Annotated in this window: 14 protein-coding genes; 11 read left to right on the top strand and 3 right to left on the bottom strand. The window is 39.9% G+C overall.

The features are described from left to right. Nucleotides 1-47 precede the first annotated feature (47 nt). Together QNI22_RS36755 and QNI22_RS36760 are read left to right on the top strand one after the other, a co-directional pair. Nucleotides 48-1,070, top strand: coding sequence for a synaptic vesicle VAT-1 family membrane protein (locus tag QNI22_RS36755; RefSeq protein ID WP_314519181.1), 1,023 nt, complete (start codon nt 48-50; stop codon nt 1,068-1,070). Nucleotides 1,071-1,077: 7 nt separating this feature from the next. After that, nucleotides 1,078-1,809, top strand: a complete 732-nt coding sequence (locus QNI22_RS36760; protein ID WP_314519182.1) for a DUF92 domain-containing protein — start codon at nt 1,078-1,080, stop codon at nt 1,807-1,809. Nucleotides 1,810-1,946: 137 nt separating this feature from the next. Here the strand turns inward: QNI22_RS36760 and QNI22_RS36765 are convergent, their stop codons facing one another. Continuing rightward, on the bottom strand, nt 1,947-3,026 hold the full coding sequence (locus QNI22_RS36765; protein ID WP_314519184.1) for an NAD(P)-dependent alcohol dehydrogenase: 1,080 nt from the start codon (nt 3,024-3,026) through the stop codon (nt 1,947-1,949). Nucleotides 3,027-3,489: 463 nt separating this feature from the next. On the opposite strand from QNI22_RS36765, the gene QNI22_RS36770 reads away from it, so the two are divergent. Then, nucleotides 3,490-3,705: a hypothetical protein gene (locus QNI22_RS36770; RefSeq protein ID WP_313981864.1), complete on the top strand. Its 216-nt coding sequence runs from the start codon at nt 3,490-3,492 to the stop codon at nt 3,703-3,705. Nucleotides 3,706-3,854: 149 nt separating this feature from the next. On the opposite strand, the gene QNI22_RS36775 is transcribed toward QNI22_RS36770, so the two are convergent. Further along, the gene (locus QNI22_RS36775; protein WP_314519186.1) at nt 3,855-4,481 is read right to left on the bottom strand and encodes a hypothetical protein; all 627 of its coding nucleotides are present in this window, start codon (nt 4,479-4,481) and stop codon (nt 3,855-3,857) included. A 275-nt stretch (nt 4,482-4,756) separates the two neighbouring features. Between QNI22_RS36775 and QNI22_RS36780 the strand changes: the two genes are divergently transcribed. After that, a complete protein-coding gene (locus QNI22_RS36780) occupies nt 4,757-5,803 on the top strand; it encodes a sensor histidine kinase (RefSeq protein WP_314519188.1) in 1,047 nt (348 codons plus the stop codon). Beyond that, nucleotides 5,803-6,516 carry a LytR/AlgR family response regulator transcription factor gene (locus QNI22_RS36785; RefSeq protein ID WP_314519190.1) on the top strand — a complete coding sequence of 238 codons (714 nt, stop codon included), beginning with the start codon at nt 5,803-5,805 and terminating at the stop codon, nt 6,514-6,516. Before QNI22_RS36780 ends, QNI22_RS36785 begins: the two co-directional genes overlap by 1 nt. 22 nt (nt 6,517-6,538) lie before the next feature. Here QNI22_RS36785 and QNI22_RS36790 read toward each other — a convergent pair whose 3' ends face one another. Further along, the gene (locus QNI22_RS36790) at nt 6,539-8,155 is read right to left on the bottom strand and encodes a Na+/H+ antiporter (RefSeq protein ID WP_314519191.1); all 1,617 of its coding nucleotides are present in this window, start codon (nt 8,153-8,155) and stop codon (nt 6,539-6,541) included. Nucleotides 8,156-8,406: 251 nt separating this feature from the next. Here QNI22_RS36790 and QNI22_RS36795 point away from each other — a divergent pair, with 251 nt between their 5' ends. The 6 genes from QNI22_RS36795 (at nt 8,407) to QNI22_RS36820 (ending at nt 19,382) form a co-directional block, all read left to right on the top strand. Next, nucleotides 8,407-9,486, top strand: a complete 1,080-nt coding sequence (locus QNI22_RS36795; RefSeq protein WP_314519192.1) for a cytochrome-c peroxidase — start codon at nt 8,407-8,409, stop codon at nt 9,484-9,486. A 196-nt stretch (nt 9,487-9,682) separates the two neighbouring features. After that, the gene (locus tag QNI22_RS36800; protein ID WP_314519195.1) at nt 9,683-10,771 is read left to right on the top strand and encodes a sensor histidine kinase; all 1,089 of its coding nucleotides are present in this window, start codon (nt 9,683-9,685) and stop codon (nt 10,769-10,771) included. Further along, entirely contained in the window at nt 10,768-11,523 is a 756-nt protein-coding gene (locus tag QNI22_RS36805) for a LytR/AlgR family response regulator transcription factor (RefSeq protein ID WP_314519197.1), read from the top strand. The genes QNI22_RS36800 and QNI22_RS36805 overlap by 4 nt, the downstream gene beginning before the upstream one ends. Nucleotides 11,524-11,950: 427 nt before the next feature. Then, nucleotides 11,951-14,611 carry a DUF7133 domain-containing protein gene (locus QNI22_RS36810; protein WP_314519198.1) on the top strand — a complete coding sequence of 887 codons (2,661 nt, stop codon included), beginning with the start codon at nt 11,951-11,953 and terminating at the stop codon, nt 14,609-14,611. A gap of 473 nt (nt 14,612-15,084) precedes the next feature. Further along, nucleotides 15,085-16,221, top strand: coding sequence for an efflux RND transporter periplasmic adaptor subunit (locus QNI22_RS36815; RefSeq protein ID WP_314519199.1), 1,137 nt, complete (start codon nt 15,085-15,087; stop codon nt 16,219-16,221). A gap of 17 nt (nt 16,222-16,238) precedes the next feature. Beyond that, a complete protein-coding gene (locus tag QNI22_RS36820; protein ID WP_314519201.1) occupies nt 16,239-19,382 on the top strand; it encodes an efflux RND transporter permease subunit in 3,144 nt (1,047 codons plus the stop codon). Nucleotides 19,383-19,392: the final 10 nt, after the last annotated feature.

Consider the following 19,392-nt stretch of genomic DNA (forward strand, 5'->3'; position numbering starts at 1 on the left):
TACTTTTGACAAAGCATATTACTATTACTTGCTAACATCTTATTTCTATGCTTAGCCGTCGTGCATTTGTTGTACCCAAAGCTGGTTCACTGAAAAACTTATATATACAGGAACAAACCCTCCCATTGCCTGATTCAGATCAGGTAACCATTGCAGTGAAGGCAATTGGACTCAATTATGCAGATATCTTTGCCATCAAGGGTCTTTATAGTGCTACACCAAAAGGGGCTTTTGTACCTGGATTGGAGTATGCAGGTGAAGTAGTACAGGTAGGAAGTGAAGTTACACATCTAAAGGTAGGAGACAAAATCATGGGAGTAACCCGATTTGGCTCTTATACAACACGCCTGAATATAGACGCCCGTTATGTCATGCCTTTACCAGAAGGATGGACTTTTGCAGAGGGAGCCGCATTTCCGGTACAGGTACTTACAGCCTATTATGCATTAGTGCCACTGGGAGCTTTAAAAAACGGACAAACTGTTTTAATTCATAGTGCAGCAGGAGGAGTTGGCATTCTGGCAAATCGAATTGCTAAACGTCTGGGAGCATATACAATTGGTGTAGTAGGGAACGCCTCCAAACTGGAACTATTACATAAGGAAGGGTACGACGGTGCAGTAATACGTTCCACTCAATTTAAAAATGATGTACAAAAAGCTCTTCAGGGACGCGAACTAAATATTGTGCTGGAAACAACCGGAAGTAAATACTTTTACTGGAGTTATGAATTGCTGGCGTCTCAAGGTCGTTTAATTGCCTATGGATCAGCACAGTTTACCACACAAGGAAATAGACCTAATTATTTTAAACTAGTTTGGCGATATTTGTTTCGTCCACGACTTTCTCCCCTCAAAATGATCCCTCAGAATAAATCCTTAATGGCATTTAATCTGATCTGGATTTATGAGAAGGCAGAACTAATGCAAGAGTTATTGGCAGAAATCAATGTATTGAAACTCCCTCCTCCTTTGATTGGTCATACCTTCCCTTTTGAACAACTGCCACAGGCATTACAATTCTTCCAGACGGGAAAGACTATTGGAAAAATAATTGTAGAAGTCAGCTAAGCTCTCTATGCAACTATCCACTCAAATACAATACATACTTGTTCTCCTGATTCTATTGACAGGAATGATCCTGAGCATAAAGGCACAAAAACTCACTACTCCGGCTGCCATTACGGGAGGCTTGCTTGGGTTTCTTGTCTTTCTGGGAGCTGGCTTTCCAGGACTGATTATGATGGCAAGTTTTTTTGTAATGGGAACTCTGGCAACTTCTTGGGGATCGGCCTACAAAGCCTCTATGGGTTTGGCAGAGGAAAATAAAGGTCGCCGAAAAGCTTCACAAGTTATTGCCAACGCAGGAGTTGGAGGAATTCTGGGACTTCTAAGCTGGCTGTTTACTCATCAATCAGAATTATTCCATCTAATGCTGGCAGCCAGTTTCGCTTCAGCCAGTTCAGATACATTGTCCAGCGAACTAGGTAATGTTTATGGAAAAAGGTTTTACAATATTATCAGTTTCAAACCAGATAGTCGGGGGCTAGATGGCGTTGTAAGCCTGGAAGGAACTTTGCTAGGAATGTTGGGAAGTTGCATCATTGCAGGTATTTATGGATTTGGATTTGGTTGGACCTGGAATCTGGTATGGATTGTGCTAGCAGGAACGGTTGGAAACCTCTCAGATTCAATATTAGGTGGAACGATGGAACGAAAACAGTACTTATCTAATGATGCTGTCAACTTTCTCAATACACTTATTGGCGCATTAACCGCTATGTTAATCTATTCTATTGTTTCTCAATGATCCATATTAAAAGTAAAGTATCTATCGTCTGTATAAAATACTACTTGGTTTCAGATAAGACAAACAAAAAATAGTCTGAAGATTCCTCTTCAGACTATTACAAGCCCTTACATGATTTAGTAAACTACTAATCCTACTTATGCTCCAGTAGCATTTTTGAGCGAAGCCATATCAATTACAAAACGATAGCGAACATCACCCTTCAGCATGCGTTCGTATGCTTTATTGATTTGATCCATAGTAATTAGTTCGATATCTGAAACGATATTGTGCGCTGCACAAAAATCCAGCATTTCCTGAGTTTCAGCAATGCCGCCAATCATAGAACCAGCAAGGCTTTTTCGACCTGGAATCACGCTAAAAGCATGTACGGGAAGAGAATGTTCGGGCGCACCAACCAGGGCAATGGTTCCATCTACTTTAAGCAATCGCAGGTATGCATTCATATCATGTTGTGCAGAGACGGCATCAATGATAAAATGCAGACTCCCTGCATATTTTTTCATCTGTTCCGGATCTTTGGAAAGCACTGTTTCATCTGCGCCCAGACGTTTGGCCTCTTCGAACTTTGACTCAGAGGTAGTAAAAGCTATTACATGTGCCCCCATCGCTTTAGCCAGTTTAATTGCCATGTGCCCAAGGCCGCCAATGCCTACTACTCCTACTCTTTTGCCAGGTCCTACATTCCAGTGTTTCAGTGGTGAATATGTTGTTATACCTGCACACAATAATGGAGCAGTTGCAGCCAGATCCAGATTTTCAGGTACACGCAATATAAAGTGCTCATCTACCACAATACTCTCTGAATAGCCACCATATGTTCGAGTTCCCAAATGTTTGTCGAGATCGTTATATGTTCCGGTAAATCCAGGAATACAATACTGCTCCAGACCCTCTTTGCAATGTTCACACTCACGACAGGAATCTACCATACATCCTACAGCTGCCAGATCTCCTGCCTTAAACTTGGTAACACGATCACCAACACGGGTTACTCTACCAACAATTTCATGGCCAGGTACAACCGGATAAACAGAACCATGCCATTCGTTGCGGGCAGTATGTAAATCAGAATGACAAACACCACAATACAAAATTTCAATCTCAACATCATATGCTGCAGCATTTCTTCTCTGAATGGTAAGTGATTTTAAGGGTGCATCTGCAGCCTCTGTACCAAAGGCTTTTACACTTTTTGTAACTTTACTGATTTCCATCTGAATACTAATTTTTAATACTTATAATTTTACACAAAGTCTTTACAAGACTCTTTTTTTATGTTAGTGCTTGTCATAATTAACCTTATAACCACTTAATAACGGAGCAAATTTACTCTTTGAGGTAGTGTAAAGGATAAAGAATTTTAAATAAAAAAGTATGAATTTCAAACAATCGTAACCAAAAATCATACAGGTTGTTTAAACAATTTTATAAGGCCTGCAAAAGTAGTATTCGTACAGTTCTTATAGACAATCCTTAGGTAGTTGTAAAAGTTTGTGATGAAAGAAAAAATATGTAGGCTGGCTGAAATCTATCCCATCCACATTGATCAAATTATTTCTTCTGGATGGATTTAGGTCGCCTTTTATCTAAAGAGAATCAAACTTGTCAAGGTAGTAAATAAATGGAGGCAGGATTTTTTATGTATTTTCACTTTCAATAGTTTAAAACTAAATAATTATGAGCCAGGCATTTATTCGGGAAAGTGATGACCAATGGTTATCAGATGTAGCTCCAACATTACAGGCATTGATTGTATATCTGACACGAAATAACAATGGTATACGGGTATATGAGTCGAAAAATAGTACTGATCAGGATGGACGTGAAATTCATGTTATGAGTAACGGGCTGTCTTATGCAAAAGATGCTGATGGGAAATGGGAGATTGTGTGATTTATTTCTTCGTTTCAATAAGTGGATGGGTAGATAATAAAAAGGGGTTGAGCACCACCCAACCCTTTTCTTCTTTCAGAATTAAGATTGTAAATCTATAAAATATAACCCGTTTTCGTTTGTTCACAGGAAGCATACTTAAATTATTACTAATCTTGTTTAGAAACTATAACAGAATCTTGCTGTAATTTCTGTTTATTTTTGTCTGTTACAATAGGTTGTTCCTGAACTGGAAGATTTTGTATACTATAAGAATCTTTGTTCTTCTTTCTTTGTATCTTATATGTAAGAGGTTGATTATCAATATCTACAATAACCTGGCAAAAGCTATCTATCAAACCTGAAATATCCAGACTACGCCGATACTGGCTCAGATTGGTAAACTCCTGATAGAGTACTCTGTCCTGGTTATCAACCATTCGGATTACATAACGTAATCGATTGGGGTTATCAATTGTCACTTTTACTTTACCCAATTCATTCACAAAAACATAGACCATGTACTTCTTATCCGGATCACTTACAGAGGTGGTATCTGACAAAGCAGAATTCTGCATAGATACAGGTTTGGAAGAAACATGCTGAAGATTGCTCTCTGCCAGAAGCTGATTGTCTTGCCCTTGAGTAATTTTCGGATACAAAATCAAAGTCAGTATACCAACACATACAAAAGAATACCTTTTAAACTTAGTGTAAAAACGAAGGCTGGTAGCACCCTTTGTACTAAATGCAGAATCAGAAACGAATGATGGAGAAATGGTTTGGAACGTTTTCATAATTTTGTAAAGGTTTAATTGAAAAAGGGAAAAAGTATTTTGATAAGCCGAAGTACGCTAAACTATTTTATTCAATCTGACAATTTAGACCATCGGTCTACCTTGCCATTTATACAACATTTGATACCTACCTATCGCAGTTGGACGAAAATACACGCTGTTTGTCAGGTGCTTTTTACAGTTGAGGATTACAAATTTGTTGTTGGGCAAATTCTACAGTTTACCAGAAAAAAAAGTAGTAGATTTAGTCCTCAAATTGAAATAGAATAAAGAGGATGGCTCGTTTTAGTGCATTAATACCTTACAGGCAAGTGTGGGCCCAAAGCGCTTTCTGGATAGGTTACTTTCTATTTGAATGGCTGAATACAGGGGCTTATCTGGATAACTTTCAGCAAAGCTTGTGTCTGATTACGTTGCAAATTCCCCTATTAATTGTAGCAGGATACTGGAATCTTTTTGTTACAATCCGACACTTTTTACTCTCTGGCCGAACAACAGGCTTTTGGGTGAGTCTAATTGCAAGTATATTGGTTTTTGGACTGCTTCGCCGCTATATTAATTACACGTGGTATTATCCGGCTTATAATATACCTGGCTTAGAGAAACCTTTCTTGTATTGGCCTAAAATACTCGCTGAATCCATGCAACTACATTTGGTAGTAGCCCTATTTGTTGTGGTAGATCTGGTACGGCATGCCCTTAATCAGCAACGATTAAGTGAGAGATATAAGCGAGAGAAGCTTGCAGCAGAATACCATTTGCTGCAATCACAGGTACAACCTCACTTTTTGTTCAATACACTCAATAACCTGACTTCAGTGTCCATGCATCAGCCAGCTCGACTACCTCATTTACTGCATGGACTGGCAGGTTTATTAAGTTATCAGTTACATGAGAGCAATCGATCTACAGTACCTTTGAATAAAGAAATAGCCTATTTAAATGACTATATCTCACTGGAACAGATTCGGTATGGGGAACGACTGGATGTACAGACAAACTTTCATGAGCTCACAAATTGGTCTGAACTTATGATTCCGCCTATGTTGCTGTTACCATTTGTCGAAAATGCGTTCAAACACGGAGCTGCACGATCTGAAACGAACTGCTGGATACAATTGAATCTGACGCAAACAGGTAATCGCCTGGTCTTTTCTGTTGAAAATTCAGTGGTAGATGAATGCCCAACCATTCCTACAACAGGTTTAGGATTAGCTAACCTGAGAAAAAGACTGGAGATTCTCTTTCCAAATAATTACGAATTAGTTACACTACAAGAAGATAGTCAGTTTCTGGCAGTCTTAAAATTCACTATAAACTAATGGCTATTCGTTGTTTTGTACTAGATGATGAACCTCTGGCAACTAATCTGCTGCAGGATTATATAAGCCGGTTACCAGATCTCGAGCTGGTAGGTATATCCAACAGTCCCAGCCAGGCGTTAGGAACCTTGCAGCAAATGATGGTTGATGTGATATTTCTGGATATTCAAATGCCCCGCCTGACAGGGTTTGACTTGTTACGTCCCTTGAGCTACAGACCTAAGGTAATTTTTACGACAGCCTTTAGAGAATACGCGCTGGAAAGTTATGAGTTTGACGTAGTGGATTTTCTGGTAAAACCCATCTCCTTTGAACGCTTCCTGCAATCTATAGGCAAGCTCTATCGATTTTCAGCAGTGCCATTCACTCAGCCAGAAGTACAGGAGCAACCCAATACCACAAGAGACTATCAGTATTTTAAAGTAGATAAAGAAATGGTGAGGCTCTATTTGGATGACATACTATGGATCGAAAGCCTGAAAGATTATGTTCGTATTCATACGGTTTCAGGATCATTGGTTTCTTATCTACGTATTAGTTACCTGGAAGAAAAACTTCCTCCTAATCGTTTTATACGAATACATAAGTCATTTATCGTTGCACTCAATCATGTACAGGCTGTAAGTGCAACGTATATCCGCGTTAACAATGTAGAAATACCTATCGGTCGAATATACAAAGCAAAGCTGGATGAAATTCTTCAGAAGAAGTGAATATCCTTTCACTTTCTCTTTTTTACACATCTAATTCCTGCAATAACTTCTCCCGAACCTTCATTTCTTCCAGATCTATCAATGAAAGATATTTCCGGATCAGGTCTTCGTCAAATTCTGCACGGTGATTCATCTGGTGAAGGTAATCTCTTTGTTTTTGAAGTATTTCCAGGTAAATACGCTGAAAACTCTTCAATGAATTCTCTTTTGAATCTTCTGATTCATTCAACTCCTGGTTAAAAAAGGCCAAATCCAGTTTTAATCGGGCATAGAGATTATTGATGTGCTCATTCAAAGGCAACTGATCACTGTATTGCTCTTCTAAAAACTGTAAAGAGGCCATTGCCATTTTCTTCTGAATAATAATCTCTTGTCTGGATTCAGGAATGGTAGTATATCGGTCTTCCGGATTGACTTTCCGGATTATCCAGGGCATAGTCATTCCCTGAAAAACAAGAGTTACCAGAATTACAATAAAGGTGATAAACAATATCAGATCACGGTAAGGAAATGGGTGCGTTTTATCGAGAAGTAGAGGAACAGACAGCGCTGCAGCAAGTGACACTACACCCCGCATCCCAGCCCATCCGAAAATAATAGGTATTTTCCACCCTGGGTTCGGATCTGCCACAGTAATAAAGTGCTTCATGAATCTGGTAAAAAGAGAAGCGCCCAGTGAACACAGAAGTCTTGTGATAATTAATACCAGCGAAATGGCTAACCCGTACCAAATAGCCTGACCCAAACTTACTTCTTTGATCTGGCTGGTAATTGTAGGTAACTGAAGTCCTATAAGTAAGAATACCAATCCATTGAGAACAAAACCAATTGTTGACCATACATTGGGACTTTGCACACGTCCCTGATAGGTAAGCATATTCTGACGTCTATTGGATAATAGAAGGCCTCCGGCAACGACAGCTAAAACCCCGGAATAGTGAAAATGCTCAGCAAAGTAATACATACAGTAAGGAGCAAGTAAACTCAGCACAACCTCTATACTGGGTGTGGTAGGTAACCACATATATATAGCATAGAAAATCAATCCGATTACCAATCCTATGAGTGTTCCCAATATAATCACGAGGAAAAAGCTACCAACAGCTTCGGAAAAATAAAATTGTCCTGTAGTAACGGCAACCAATGCAAAGCGAAATACAACCAAAGAGGATGCATCATTCAGAAGACTTTCACCTTCAATAATACTAACCAGTGATCGAGGTACTTTCACCTGGCGCATAATGGTTGTAGCTGAGATTGCATCCGGAGGGGAAACAATACCTCCCAACAAAAAGCCCAATGCCAGTGTAAAACCTGGAATAAGTAAATAAGAAGCAAATGCCACTACACAGGAAGTAAGAATCACAATCGGAAAAGCGAAACTGGTAATTACACGTCTCCAGCGCCAGAATTCTTTCCAGGAAGTTTGCCAGGCAGCCTCATAGAGTAAAGGAGGCAGAAAAATAAAAAAGATCAGTTCCGGATCTATAACAACATGTGAAAATGCTTTTGTAAAACTCAGTGCCAGTCCTCCCAATACCAGTACAATTGGATATGCCAGACGAAGCTTGTTGGCAAGCATGACTAGTGCCAGAATAATCAGAATAAGAGAAACGTATTGAACAAAAAGGGTTTGCATGAAGTAAATATAGAAATAAAAACAAGAAGCTACTAACAGAGAAATATCCTACCTATCTATCTACCTTGTGTAAAATCAAATGAGAATCCTCCTGAAATGATCTTGTATGAAATCCATTTCCCCGAAGATATTGAATCGCAAACTTAAACTGATAATCAACTGAAAAATGTTTGATTCAAAAGCAATGTATGTAACAAACCATAATTGGGATATATTTGCAATGACCACTATTAAGCCAAAGCCCGTTAAAAATGAAACCACTATCCTTTCGCATAGTCCAATGGTATTGTGTACTGGTGTGTATCAATAGCATGCTTCTTGGCAGTTGTAGCGATCAACCAAAGGTAACACCTGTAGATCTCTATGCATTAAATGTTCCTGCTAACTTCCCTGATCCTGTCTTTGCTTTTAAGGATAATCTTATTACTAAGGAAGGGTTTGAACTTGGCCGGTTATTGTTTTACGAACCCCGGCTTTCCAGAACAGGCACTGTTTCCTGTGGTACGTGTCACAGACAAATGTTTGCGTTTGCAGATCATGGGCATGATGTGAGTCATGGCGTTAATGACAAAGTAGGATTTCGTAATACACCAGCTATTCAGAATCTGGCCTTTCAATCTGAGTTTTTTTGGGATGGTGGAGTAAGTCATATTGATCTGGTCCCCTTAAATGCTATTGAGAATACCCAGGAGATGGATGAAAAACTTGTGAATGTTCTACAAAAGCTGAATGCAAATCCTACTTATAAAAAACAATTTAAGACTATTTTCGGAAAAGATACTATCACTTCGGATCTGATGTTACGTGCACTGGCTCAATTTACAGGCATGTTGATTTCCTCTAATTCACGGTATGACAACTATATACGTCACGAAAATGGAGTAGAATTTACAAAGGAGGAAAAAGCAGGATTACAGTTATTTAAACAAAAATGTGCCAGTTGTCATGCCACTGATTTGTTCACAGATCACTCCTATCGAAACAACGGCCTAGATGAAACGCCTGTAGATTATGGAAGGGAACAGATTACTGGAAATGTGGCAGATAGAGCAAAGTTCAAAGTTCCTTCTCTTCGCAATGTAGAACGCACAAGCCCTTATATGCATGATGGGCGGTTTCGCACATTACAATCTGTACTAAATCACTATGTTTCGGGAGTTAAATATTCTCCAACATTAGACCCAGTGCTTACTCAAAATGAACAACCAGGTATCCTATTGACTGAAAGCGAAAAAAAGGAGATTATCGCTTTTCTTAAAACTCTCACAGATCCGACTTTTTTAGTTGATACTCGCTTTGTCGATCCATTAGGCACATCAGATCAGAAATAGAGTCTATTCTTTCTTTTTGATTCAGTAAGCAAATCCGGATATTCAGTACCTAAAAACAACGTTTAGGTAAAAAAAAGAAAAGTCTTTAAGATATACTTCTCAACTTTGTAGAGTTAAAGAGATAGATGGTGCTTATGGCTATTGTAGATTTATCCAAATCTGGCAGAGCAAAGGCTTTACTGTGAGATTTTATACAATGGGGAAAGAAAAAGATACATTTTTAAATAATAATGGAAAACGGATCCTGTTTACAGTATTTGCTTTTGTACTCCTCTATCTTGTTTCCTACATAATAGACCCTTATGCCTCTTACTGGCAGAATTTCTTTACCCGAGGTTGGCGAGAAGTTCTGGAAGAATGTCTGATCTCAACTGTGTTCTGCTTCCTGATTTCAGAATCCAGCATTCGTATTGGTAGTGAGTTGAATAAACGTATATCATGGACTCAGTATGCAGGTCGGCGCCTTATCGTTGAAACAGGACTGAACTTAGTTACTGTCTTACTCATCAATCTGATAGTCAATCAGCTTTGCTCTTACATAAGCAGTGAGGATACCTCAGTTATAAGTCCGGAAATATCTATTGAACAGACACGAGGTATGTTGCAATGGATAATGGTAAGCATCATGATCGCCTTTATGATTATGGGAATCAATACAGGTAACTACCTTATTGTAAACTGGAAAAATGAAGCTATACGGTCTGCTGAACTAAATCAGGTGGCAATGGAAGCTGAGCTACAATCATTAAAATTGCAGATCGATCCTCACTTTGTTTTTAATAATCTGAGTGTTCTTTCAGAGCTGATTCTGGAAGATCAACAGCTTGGATATGAGTATGCAGAAAACTTCTCGCGTATTTATCGGTACCTGTTAGTAAATTCCAAAAAAGACCTTATTTCGCTGGATGACGAATTAAAATTTCTGAATTCCTATATGTTTCTTATCGAACATCGGGTTGGAGAAGGGGTACATTTTGATATTGCAGTAAATACAGAACTCCGAAACCTGCATATGCCTCCCCTCACCTTACAGTTACTTGTTGAAAATGCATTAAAACACAATAAGACAAGCAAAAAAGATCCTCTAAAAATCAGGCTATACAACAACGACAAACAAGAACTGATTGTTGAAAACTCTTTTCTGCCTATTGAGAAGCCGCTGGATTCTTCAGGTATAGGTATCCGAAACATTATCCGACGATACAATCTCTTGTCAGTACAGGAACCAAGAATTGTACAAGACGATGCTTCCTTTAAAGTAATCCTATCACTGATAAAAGTATGATCAACACCATCGTAATATTGGAGGATGAGCAACCCAACGCAGGTAGGCTAAAACGTTTAATTAAGACAATCAGGCCAAAGGCTGAGATAATGGCAGTTTTGGACAGTGTAGGAGATAGTGTAGCATGGTTTCGTGAAAATCCCCAGCCTGACGTGGTGATGATGGATATACGGTTGGCAGATGGGCTAAGCTTTGAGATATTTGATAAAATCAAGTTAAGCAGTCCGATCATATTTACCACTGCCTATGATGAATATGCCGTAAGAGCATTTAAGTACAACAGTATAGATTATGTGTTAAAACCTGTAGAACAAGAAGAACTACAGGTCGCTTTTGAGAAACTGGAGTCGCTTTCAGAAGGTAGTAATCAAAAGTCCCTGGAAGGATTAATTAATTTTTTTCAACAAAGAGAATTCAGAAACCGATTTCTGTTACCTTATAAAGATGGGTATAAGTCGGTTTTAGTAAGCGATGTAGCCTATTTTTATTCAGAGGCAAAACTAACCCGGGCCAGACTACACAATGGAACAGAAGAGATAGTCCCGCAAACACTGGAAGATCTGGAACAACAACTCAATCCCAAGACTTTTTTCAGAGCCAACAGACAATTTATTGTTCATATAGATGCCATTTACAGGATACATAATTACTTCAATGGCAAACTCAAAGTGGATATCAAAAATGATCCGGACACAGAAATTCTTGTAAGTAGAGAAAAAGCAACTCAGCTAAAAAGCTGGATGGATTTTTAGTGCTTATGATGTATTGATCAGGATTTTTGAAATCATTCTATTCGCTAAGCTTATTTAGCTCTGGTCATTTTATGTGAGTTAACAGCCTCGGGTTTTCTGAAAGCTTCTAATCGCTTTTCCTGATCCAAGCTACCAATTTGACTTTTATCTCCTGTTTGGGGTGTTTCTTCTTTTTACCAAAGGTGTTAAAGTAAATAGCACTTGTATTTATCTGTAGTAGTATTAGTATAACAACATCTTTAGTCAATTCCCCCCTCATTTTGACGAATTACCCCCCTGAATAGTTTACAACAACAATTTAATTTTGTCTTATTCAAAGATTAAACCGTCAATATTTATATATTTAATCTTACATGAATAAAGTTGCCTCTATTGACTACTCAAAAATCTTTTATAATTTCTTACAAATCACTTGCTAGTATTGAATATGCTAAAGTTTACATTACCCTTTTTTACTATTGCTTTATTACTTTCCGGCACACTTACTGAAACACCTTCTTCTCAACCAGTAAAGTTATCCTTACAAGTCCAAGACCCAAATGTACAGAGAGGAGATTCCTTACTAAATACATCTACCTGGCCTGCGGATCTGAATGTTACCCTTTTTACCGGGCCGGATATTACTCCTAGTCCTGCTTGCCTGGCAGTGGCTCCAACCGGAGAGGTCTATGTAGGAGTTGATAAAATGGGTTCACTGGGCAAGGAACCAGGTAAAGGCAGTATCGTAAAGTTAACAGATACCAACAATGATGGAAAAGTAGATCAGCGTTCTGTTTTTGCTCAAGTTGACAATCCGCGAGGCATTCTCATTCAGGGAGATCAGGTATTTGTGCTTCATACGGTATTTTCAAAAGAAACTAAGGTAGCTACAGGTATGGATCTGGTGGTTTTTGAAGATAAAAATCAGGATGGGGTAGCAGATGGCCCTTCTAAACCAGTTATCCAACACATCAGTAATCCTACATTCTTGCAAAATCGGGGAACAGATCATGCTACCAATGGTATCCGTATGGGTATTGATGGCTGGATTTATATTGCTGTAGGGGACTTTGGTTTTCATAATGCGACTGACCGAACTGGAAAGCAACTGACTATGCTTGGAGGTGGAATTGCTCGGGTACGGCCTGATGGTTCTGAATTTGAAATATATACCCATGGTACCCGAAATATATATGATGTGGCAATTGACCCCTACATGAATACATTCACCCGGGACAATACCAATGACGGAGGGGGTTGGAATATTCGGTTTAGTCACCATATTCAATCCGGAGAGTATGGGTATCCGACTCTTTTCAAACATTTTACAGATGAAATTATTCCTGCTTTGATTGATGTAGGAGGAGGTTCAGGTACGGGAGCTTTGTATATGGATGATCCTTCCTGGCCAGAAAAATACAACCACGTGCCTATGATGGCCGACTGGGGAAGAAGCCAGCTCTATATTCACAGACTTACACCAGATGCAGCCAGTTTTATACAAAAAGAAGAAGAATTTATAAAGATTCCTCAGATTACTGATGTTGATATAGATGCCTCTGGTAGGGTATATCTTTCTGCCTGGGATGGTGCCGGGTATTCGGGTAGTCCTTCCAAAGGTTTTGTTACCAGAGTTATTCCAAAAAATTGGAGTTATAAGCCTTTTCTAGATATCAAAAAAGCGTCTTTCAAAGAACTATCTTCTTTGCTTGCCTCTGGTAGTGGTGTAGCACGCCTGGCTGCACAACAGGAGCTAATTGCCCGCTCAGCAAAAAAGGCTTCATCCATTGCATGGAAAATCGCTTCAAACAATAAACTTCCATTGGATAGCCGGGTGGCAGGGATTTATACCTATGCACAGGCAAGTGGAGCAGGAGGAATTGCTAATCTGGTAAAACTTACCTTCGACAAAGAGGTTGTAGAATTTGCGTTACGGGCCTTGGCTGACCGCCAGCCTATTCTCGCTCAGGTACCTGCTGAGCCATTTCTGGCTGGACTAAATGCTTCTAACCCTCGCATACAGCTGGCTTCTATTATTGGATTAGGCCGTTTAAATAAACCAGAAGCAGCACAGTCTTTACTAAAAGTAAAAGTTCCTGCTTCTTTTGTTGCTCCTGCATTAAACACGGAGGGTCCACATGCAACTCCTAACTCTGCTATCGTTCCTGCTCATTTGGCGGTACGTTCGTTGGTAAATCTGCATGCTGTAGATGCCTGTGTTAATGCTATTGGGTCTGACAATTCAACCCTTGCCTTATGGGCGTTGCGTTATATGCATGATCCAAAGGCCGTTGCGGGTTTGATCGCCGCTTATAACCGTACCTCTGATGTTACACTGAAAAAAAATATATTGATTACATTGGGCCGTCTTTATAAGAAAGAAGCTCCTTATGATGGTTCCTGGTGGTGGAGCACACGTCCGGATACACATGGCCCTTACTACAAAGCCATTGACTGGGAAGGATCTGGAACGATCAAAAAGGTATTAATGGAAGAATGGAACAAAACCAGTGACAAACAATTTTTTACAGATCTAAACAGCCGTCTTCGACTTGAAATTCCTGAATTTGGTGTAGAAGAAGTAGCAGTTGCCAAGGAAGAGGTAAAAGTAGACCTGGAAAAGATTAAGAATAAGAAAGGGCAGATTGGTGAATCATCTATTGAAGATGTGATGCTTGCTTTGGCGAAGATAGAAGGAAATGCTTCCTTAGGTAAAACGCTGTTTACTCAACAGGGCTGTATCGCCTGCCATAGTCTGAGCAAAAGTGAAACTATGAAAGGTCCTTTTATGGGGCAAATTGGCTCAATTATGAATCGGGAACAAATTGCAGAATCTATACTCAAACCCAATGCATCTATTTCACAAGGCTTTGCTACTGTCTTTATTACTGCCAAGGGCAATAAGAGTTATACCGGATTTGTGACTGAAGAATCGTCTACACGACTTGTATTACGTGATATTGCAGGACAGGTATATACCCTAAAAACAGCTGATATTCTAAGTCGCAAGGAAATGGAAACTTCTATGATGCCTCCAGGGTTAGCCAATGCTTTATCCTATGAGGAATTTGCATCTCTTGTGACCTTCCTTTCCCAACAGAAGAAGTAAGAGACTTCTTGTTAAAAACTGGAGTCATACCTAAATCTGGTATAATTCGATCTGAAATCGTAAACAGAACAAAGTCTACCCTTTCCAAGAGCGTAGGCTTTGTTTTTTAAGGAAAAAACAATAAGAAAACACCTGCTGGAAGGATTAATCCTCCCTCTCTTTTTACACAAACCTCTCCCTACTTGTCCTTCCGAAAGAATCCTGTGACAAACAGAGCCATGCTTGGTTTGTAAGAAAAAAAACGCTTTATCACCTTGAAAGCATCGAATGGACATACGAACCAGTTCTATTCTAACATAACCTTTCTTCAGTAAACTGCTCAAAATTAAAAAAGTTATACATTAAGATAATGCCAGTGATTCGGTTCAGGCTATAATCGTTTCAGAAGTGAATATTTACGGTTCGGTTACTTTTGGTCCTTACCTCCCAGGTTGTTTTCCTTTTTTTGTGCCTGAAATCAAACTACAAAAACGATGCAACTGTTTGCTCAAAAAGGTACAACTACTAAAACTATCCTTTTTACATCCTTATCTCTTTTGTTACTGGCTTGTGGGAACAATCAACAGCAACAGGTACAAGCCCCTCTTACCGATGTTGATTTTCTGGAAATTCAACCGGCAACAGCTCATGAGGAAAAGAAGTATCCAGGTTCAATAGAAGGATCTGTCAATGTTGATATTAAAGCTCAGGTTACAGGTTATCTGGATCAGATTTATGTTAGTGAAGGAGATTTTGTACAGAAAGGACAATCACTTTTTCGTATCAAAGGAGATGTCTATAAGCAACAGGTAAACAACAGCCAGGCTTTTCTGAAAGCGGCGTTAGCGACAGAGGAGAATGCCCGCATTGAACTGGAAAAGATAAGGCCCTTGGTGGCCGGGAAAGTAGTTTCTCAACTTCAGTTACAAACTGCAGAAGCAAATTATGCCTCCGCTCAGGCACAGGTTGCGCAAGCCCGTGCCGCATTAGGCTCTTCAGAAATTAATGCAGCCTTTAGTCTTATAAAGGCTCCTGTGAGCGGATATATCGGCAGAATACCTAACCGTATTGGCAACCTGGTAAATCCGGCAGATGCTACACCATTAACTACGCTTTCTGAGATTAACAATGTCTTTGTGTATTTCTCTCTGAGTGAAGCTGATTTTATATCGTTTGTGAAAGACAGAAAAGCAGGTGAAGGCATCAATACCGTTGAACTCATTATAGCTGATGGAACCCTCTATGACCACAAAGGGAAACTGGAAATTGCCAGTGGAAATATTGATCGCACTACGGGTAGTATACCCTTAAAGGCGGTTTTCCCTAATCCTGATAAACTACTGCGTTCAGGTGGTTCGGGTAAAGTTATTCTGAGAAAGACACTACCCTCTTCACTGACAGTTCCTATGTCCAGTGTAAAGGATATTCAGAATAAATACTTTGTTTTTACGCTCGCAGACAGTAATAAGATAACTATGAAGCCTATTGAAATCGCCGGGAAATCTGACAACAATTATATACTAAAAACGGGATTAAAAGCAGGTGATAAGGTGGCAATTAATCGTATTGATGCACTCAATGAAGGAATGGTTGTAAAACCGGATCATCTCAGGACTCAACAGGCAAATTAAAATAAAGACAGTATAGTATGTTACAAAAAATAATAGACAGGCCAGTATTGGCTACGGTTATATCCGTAGTATTTGTCATACTGGGCCTTATCGGGCTTCTCAGGCTTCCGATAACCCGATTTCCGGATATCTCCCCTCCTACTGTTATGGTCAGTGGCAGCTATCCGGGAGGAAACAGTGAGGCGGTATTGCGTTCAGTGGTGACCCCTCTGGAAGAACAGATTAACGGAGTAGAGAACATGCAGTACATTACCTCCAGTGCTAGTAATGACGGTTCATTCTCTATTCGTATCATATTTAAACAAGGAGTGGACCCGGATCAGGCAGCAGTAAACGTACAAAACAGAGTGCAGCAGGCAACACCTATTTTGCCACAAGAAGTGGTACGAATGGGTTTGACTACTTCCAAGCAACAGAACAGTATGATCATGATTTTCAATGTCTACACAAACGATAATGAAAAATATGATGAACTGTTTCTTCAAAATTATGTAAACATAAATCTGATCCCACAGATTAAACGGGTTCCTGGTGTAGGTCAGGCGCAGATATTTGGTACGAAAGATTATTCTATGCGTATATGGCTCAACCCACAGCGAATGGCTAACTATGGACTTATTCCTGAGGATGTGACGAATGCTATTTCCCGTCAGAGTCTGGAATCGGCACCTGGAAAATTAGGTGAGGAATCAGGTGCAGCACTGGAATATGTAATCAGGTACAGAGGAAAAAAGAGTAAACCAGAAGAGTACGAGAATATCATTATTAAAAGAAACGGCACCAATCTGGTCCGGCTAAAAGATGTAGCCCGTATTGAATTTGGATCAATCAGTTATAGTGGGAATACAAAAGCCAATGGCAAACATGCTGTTACGGTTGCGATCCTGCAAACTACCGGCTCGAATGCCAATGAGATCGAGGTAGGTGTTAATAAGGAAGTTGAAAAAGCATCCCGGTCATTTCCTCCTGGTATCAAATACAGTAAACTGATGAGCACCAAAGACCGACTGGATGAGGCTACTCAGCAGGTAAAGTCTACTTTGATCGAAGCGTTTGTGCTGGTGTTTATTGTGGTGTTCCTATTCCTGCAGGATTTTCGGTCTACAATTATCCCTGCTATAGCCGTACCTGTAGCCATTGTCGGTACCTTCTTCTTCCTGTTGGCATTCGGGTTTACGATCAACATTCTTACGCTGTTTGCACTCGTACTAGCAATTGGTATTGTGGTAGATGATGCCATTGTAGTGGTAGAGGCTGTACACAGCAAAATGGAAGGTTCTGAGATGAGTGGCAGAGAAGCAACGCATAGCGCTATGAATGAGATTACAGGGGCTGTTATCTCTATTACGCTTGTTATGGCTGCGGTGTTTATCCCTATCGGATTCATGACAGGTTCTTCGGGACTGTTTTACAAGCAGTTTGCCTATACACTGGCTATTGCTATTATCATTTCTGCTGTCAACGCGCTTACGCTTACTCCGGCTCTGTGTGCTTTGCTATTGAAAAATACACATGATACAGAACATACAGGCAAAGCGAAAAAGCTTGGTTTCAGTCAGCGTTTCTTTGCAGCTTTCAATACTGGATTCGATAATATGACGGGTCGGTATGTGAGAGGAGTTCGGTTTCTGGCCAGAAAGAAATGGCTGGGAATAGGTCTGATTGTATTGGTTATAGCAGTCGCAGCCTTTCTGATGACCAGCACTCCACGAAGTTTTGTACCAATGGAAGATGACAACTTTATTGCCTACAGCTTAAGTATGCCTCCGGGTACTGCTCTCGACAATACAACGGCTGTTGCCCGAAAAATTGACAAACTACTGGAAGGTGTAGAATCTATTGAAAGCAACTCCAGCATTACCGGATTTAATATTCTGAGTGGTAGTGCAGGTCCTGCCTATGCTATGGGTTTCATTCAACTGAAAGAAGTAAAAGACAGAGGGAGTATAAAGGATATTGAGGTGATACATGGCATTATTTCTGAAAAACTGAGCACCATCAAAGAAGGATCAGTCATGGCGTTTCGATTCCCTCCGGTAGAAGGCTACGGAGTAACCAGTGGGGCTGAGATCGTATTACAGGACAAGATGGGGAGAGATCCTGCTTCTTTAAAGGCAATGGCTGATAATGTGATTGGTCAGATTATGCAGCAACCAGGTGTACAATCTGCTTATACCATGTTTCGTGCTGACTATCCACAATTGGAACTGGAGGTAGATGAAGAAAAAGCGAGTGAATTGGGTGTAGAAGTTAGTAGCATGCTTGGAGCCATACAGACTTATTTCTCAGGAGATCAGTCGCTGAACTTTACGCGATTTGGGAAGTTCTATCGGGTAAATATAAAGGCAGATGGTATTTTCAGAACGGATGAGGATGCCTTTAATGAGATTTTTGTGCGTAACAACATGAACCAAATGGTCCCTGTAAAGTCTATGGTTACACTAAGTAAAGTATATGGCCCGGAATCTGTAAACCGCTATAACCTGTACAATTCTGTAACCATAAATGTAGAAGCTCAGCCTGGCACAAGTAATGGAGCGATTATGGATCAGTTGGAACAAAGTGTACTGAATAAGCTTCCGGCAGATTACAGCTACGAGTGGACAGGACTTAGTCTGGAAGAAAAGTCTTCTGGTAACCAGACTATGGTTATCCTGCTGTTAAGCCTGATGTTTGTATACTTCCTGTTAGCAGCGTTGTATGAAAGTTATCTGTTGCCACTGGCAGTATTATTATCTATTCCTACAGGTATCATTGGGGCATTTCTTGGAATTAAAGCTATCGGATTGGATAACAACATCTATGTACAGGTAGGTTTGATTATGTTGATTGGATTGCTGGCAAAGAATGCAATTCTGATTGTGGAATTTGCCGTACAACGCAGACAGGCTGGTTTGTCTATCGTGGAGTCTGCACTGGATGGAGCGAAAGCCCGCTTACGCCCTATCCTAATGACTTCTCTGGCCTTCATTGTCGGTATGATTCCGTTGATGCTGGCAAAGGGTGGTTCGGCAGCAGGGAATAAATCTATCAGTACAGGTGCCGCTGTTGGGATGCTGAGTGGGGTTTTACTCGGTGTATTTGTTATTCCTCTGCTCTATATGATATTCCAATACTTACAGGAAAAAATATCCAAAAAAACGAAGGTAGTACCTGCCTAAACACCAAAGT

The sequence above is a fragment of the Xanthocytophaga agilis genome (genome assembly GCF_030068605.1).
GTDB lineage: Bacteria > Bacteroidota > Bacteroidia > Cytophagales > 172606-1 > Xanthocytophaga > Xanthocytophaga agilis.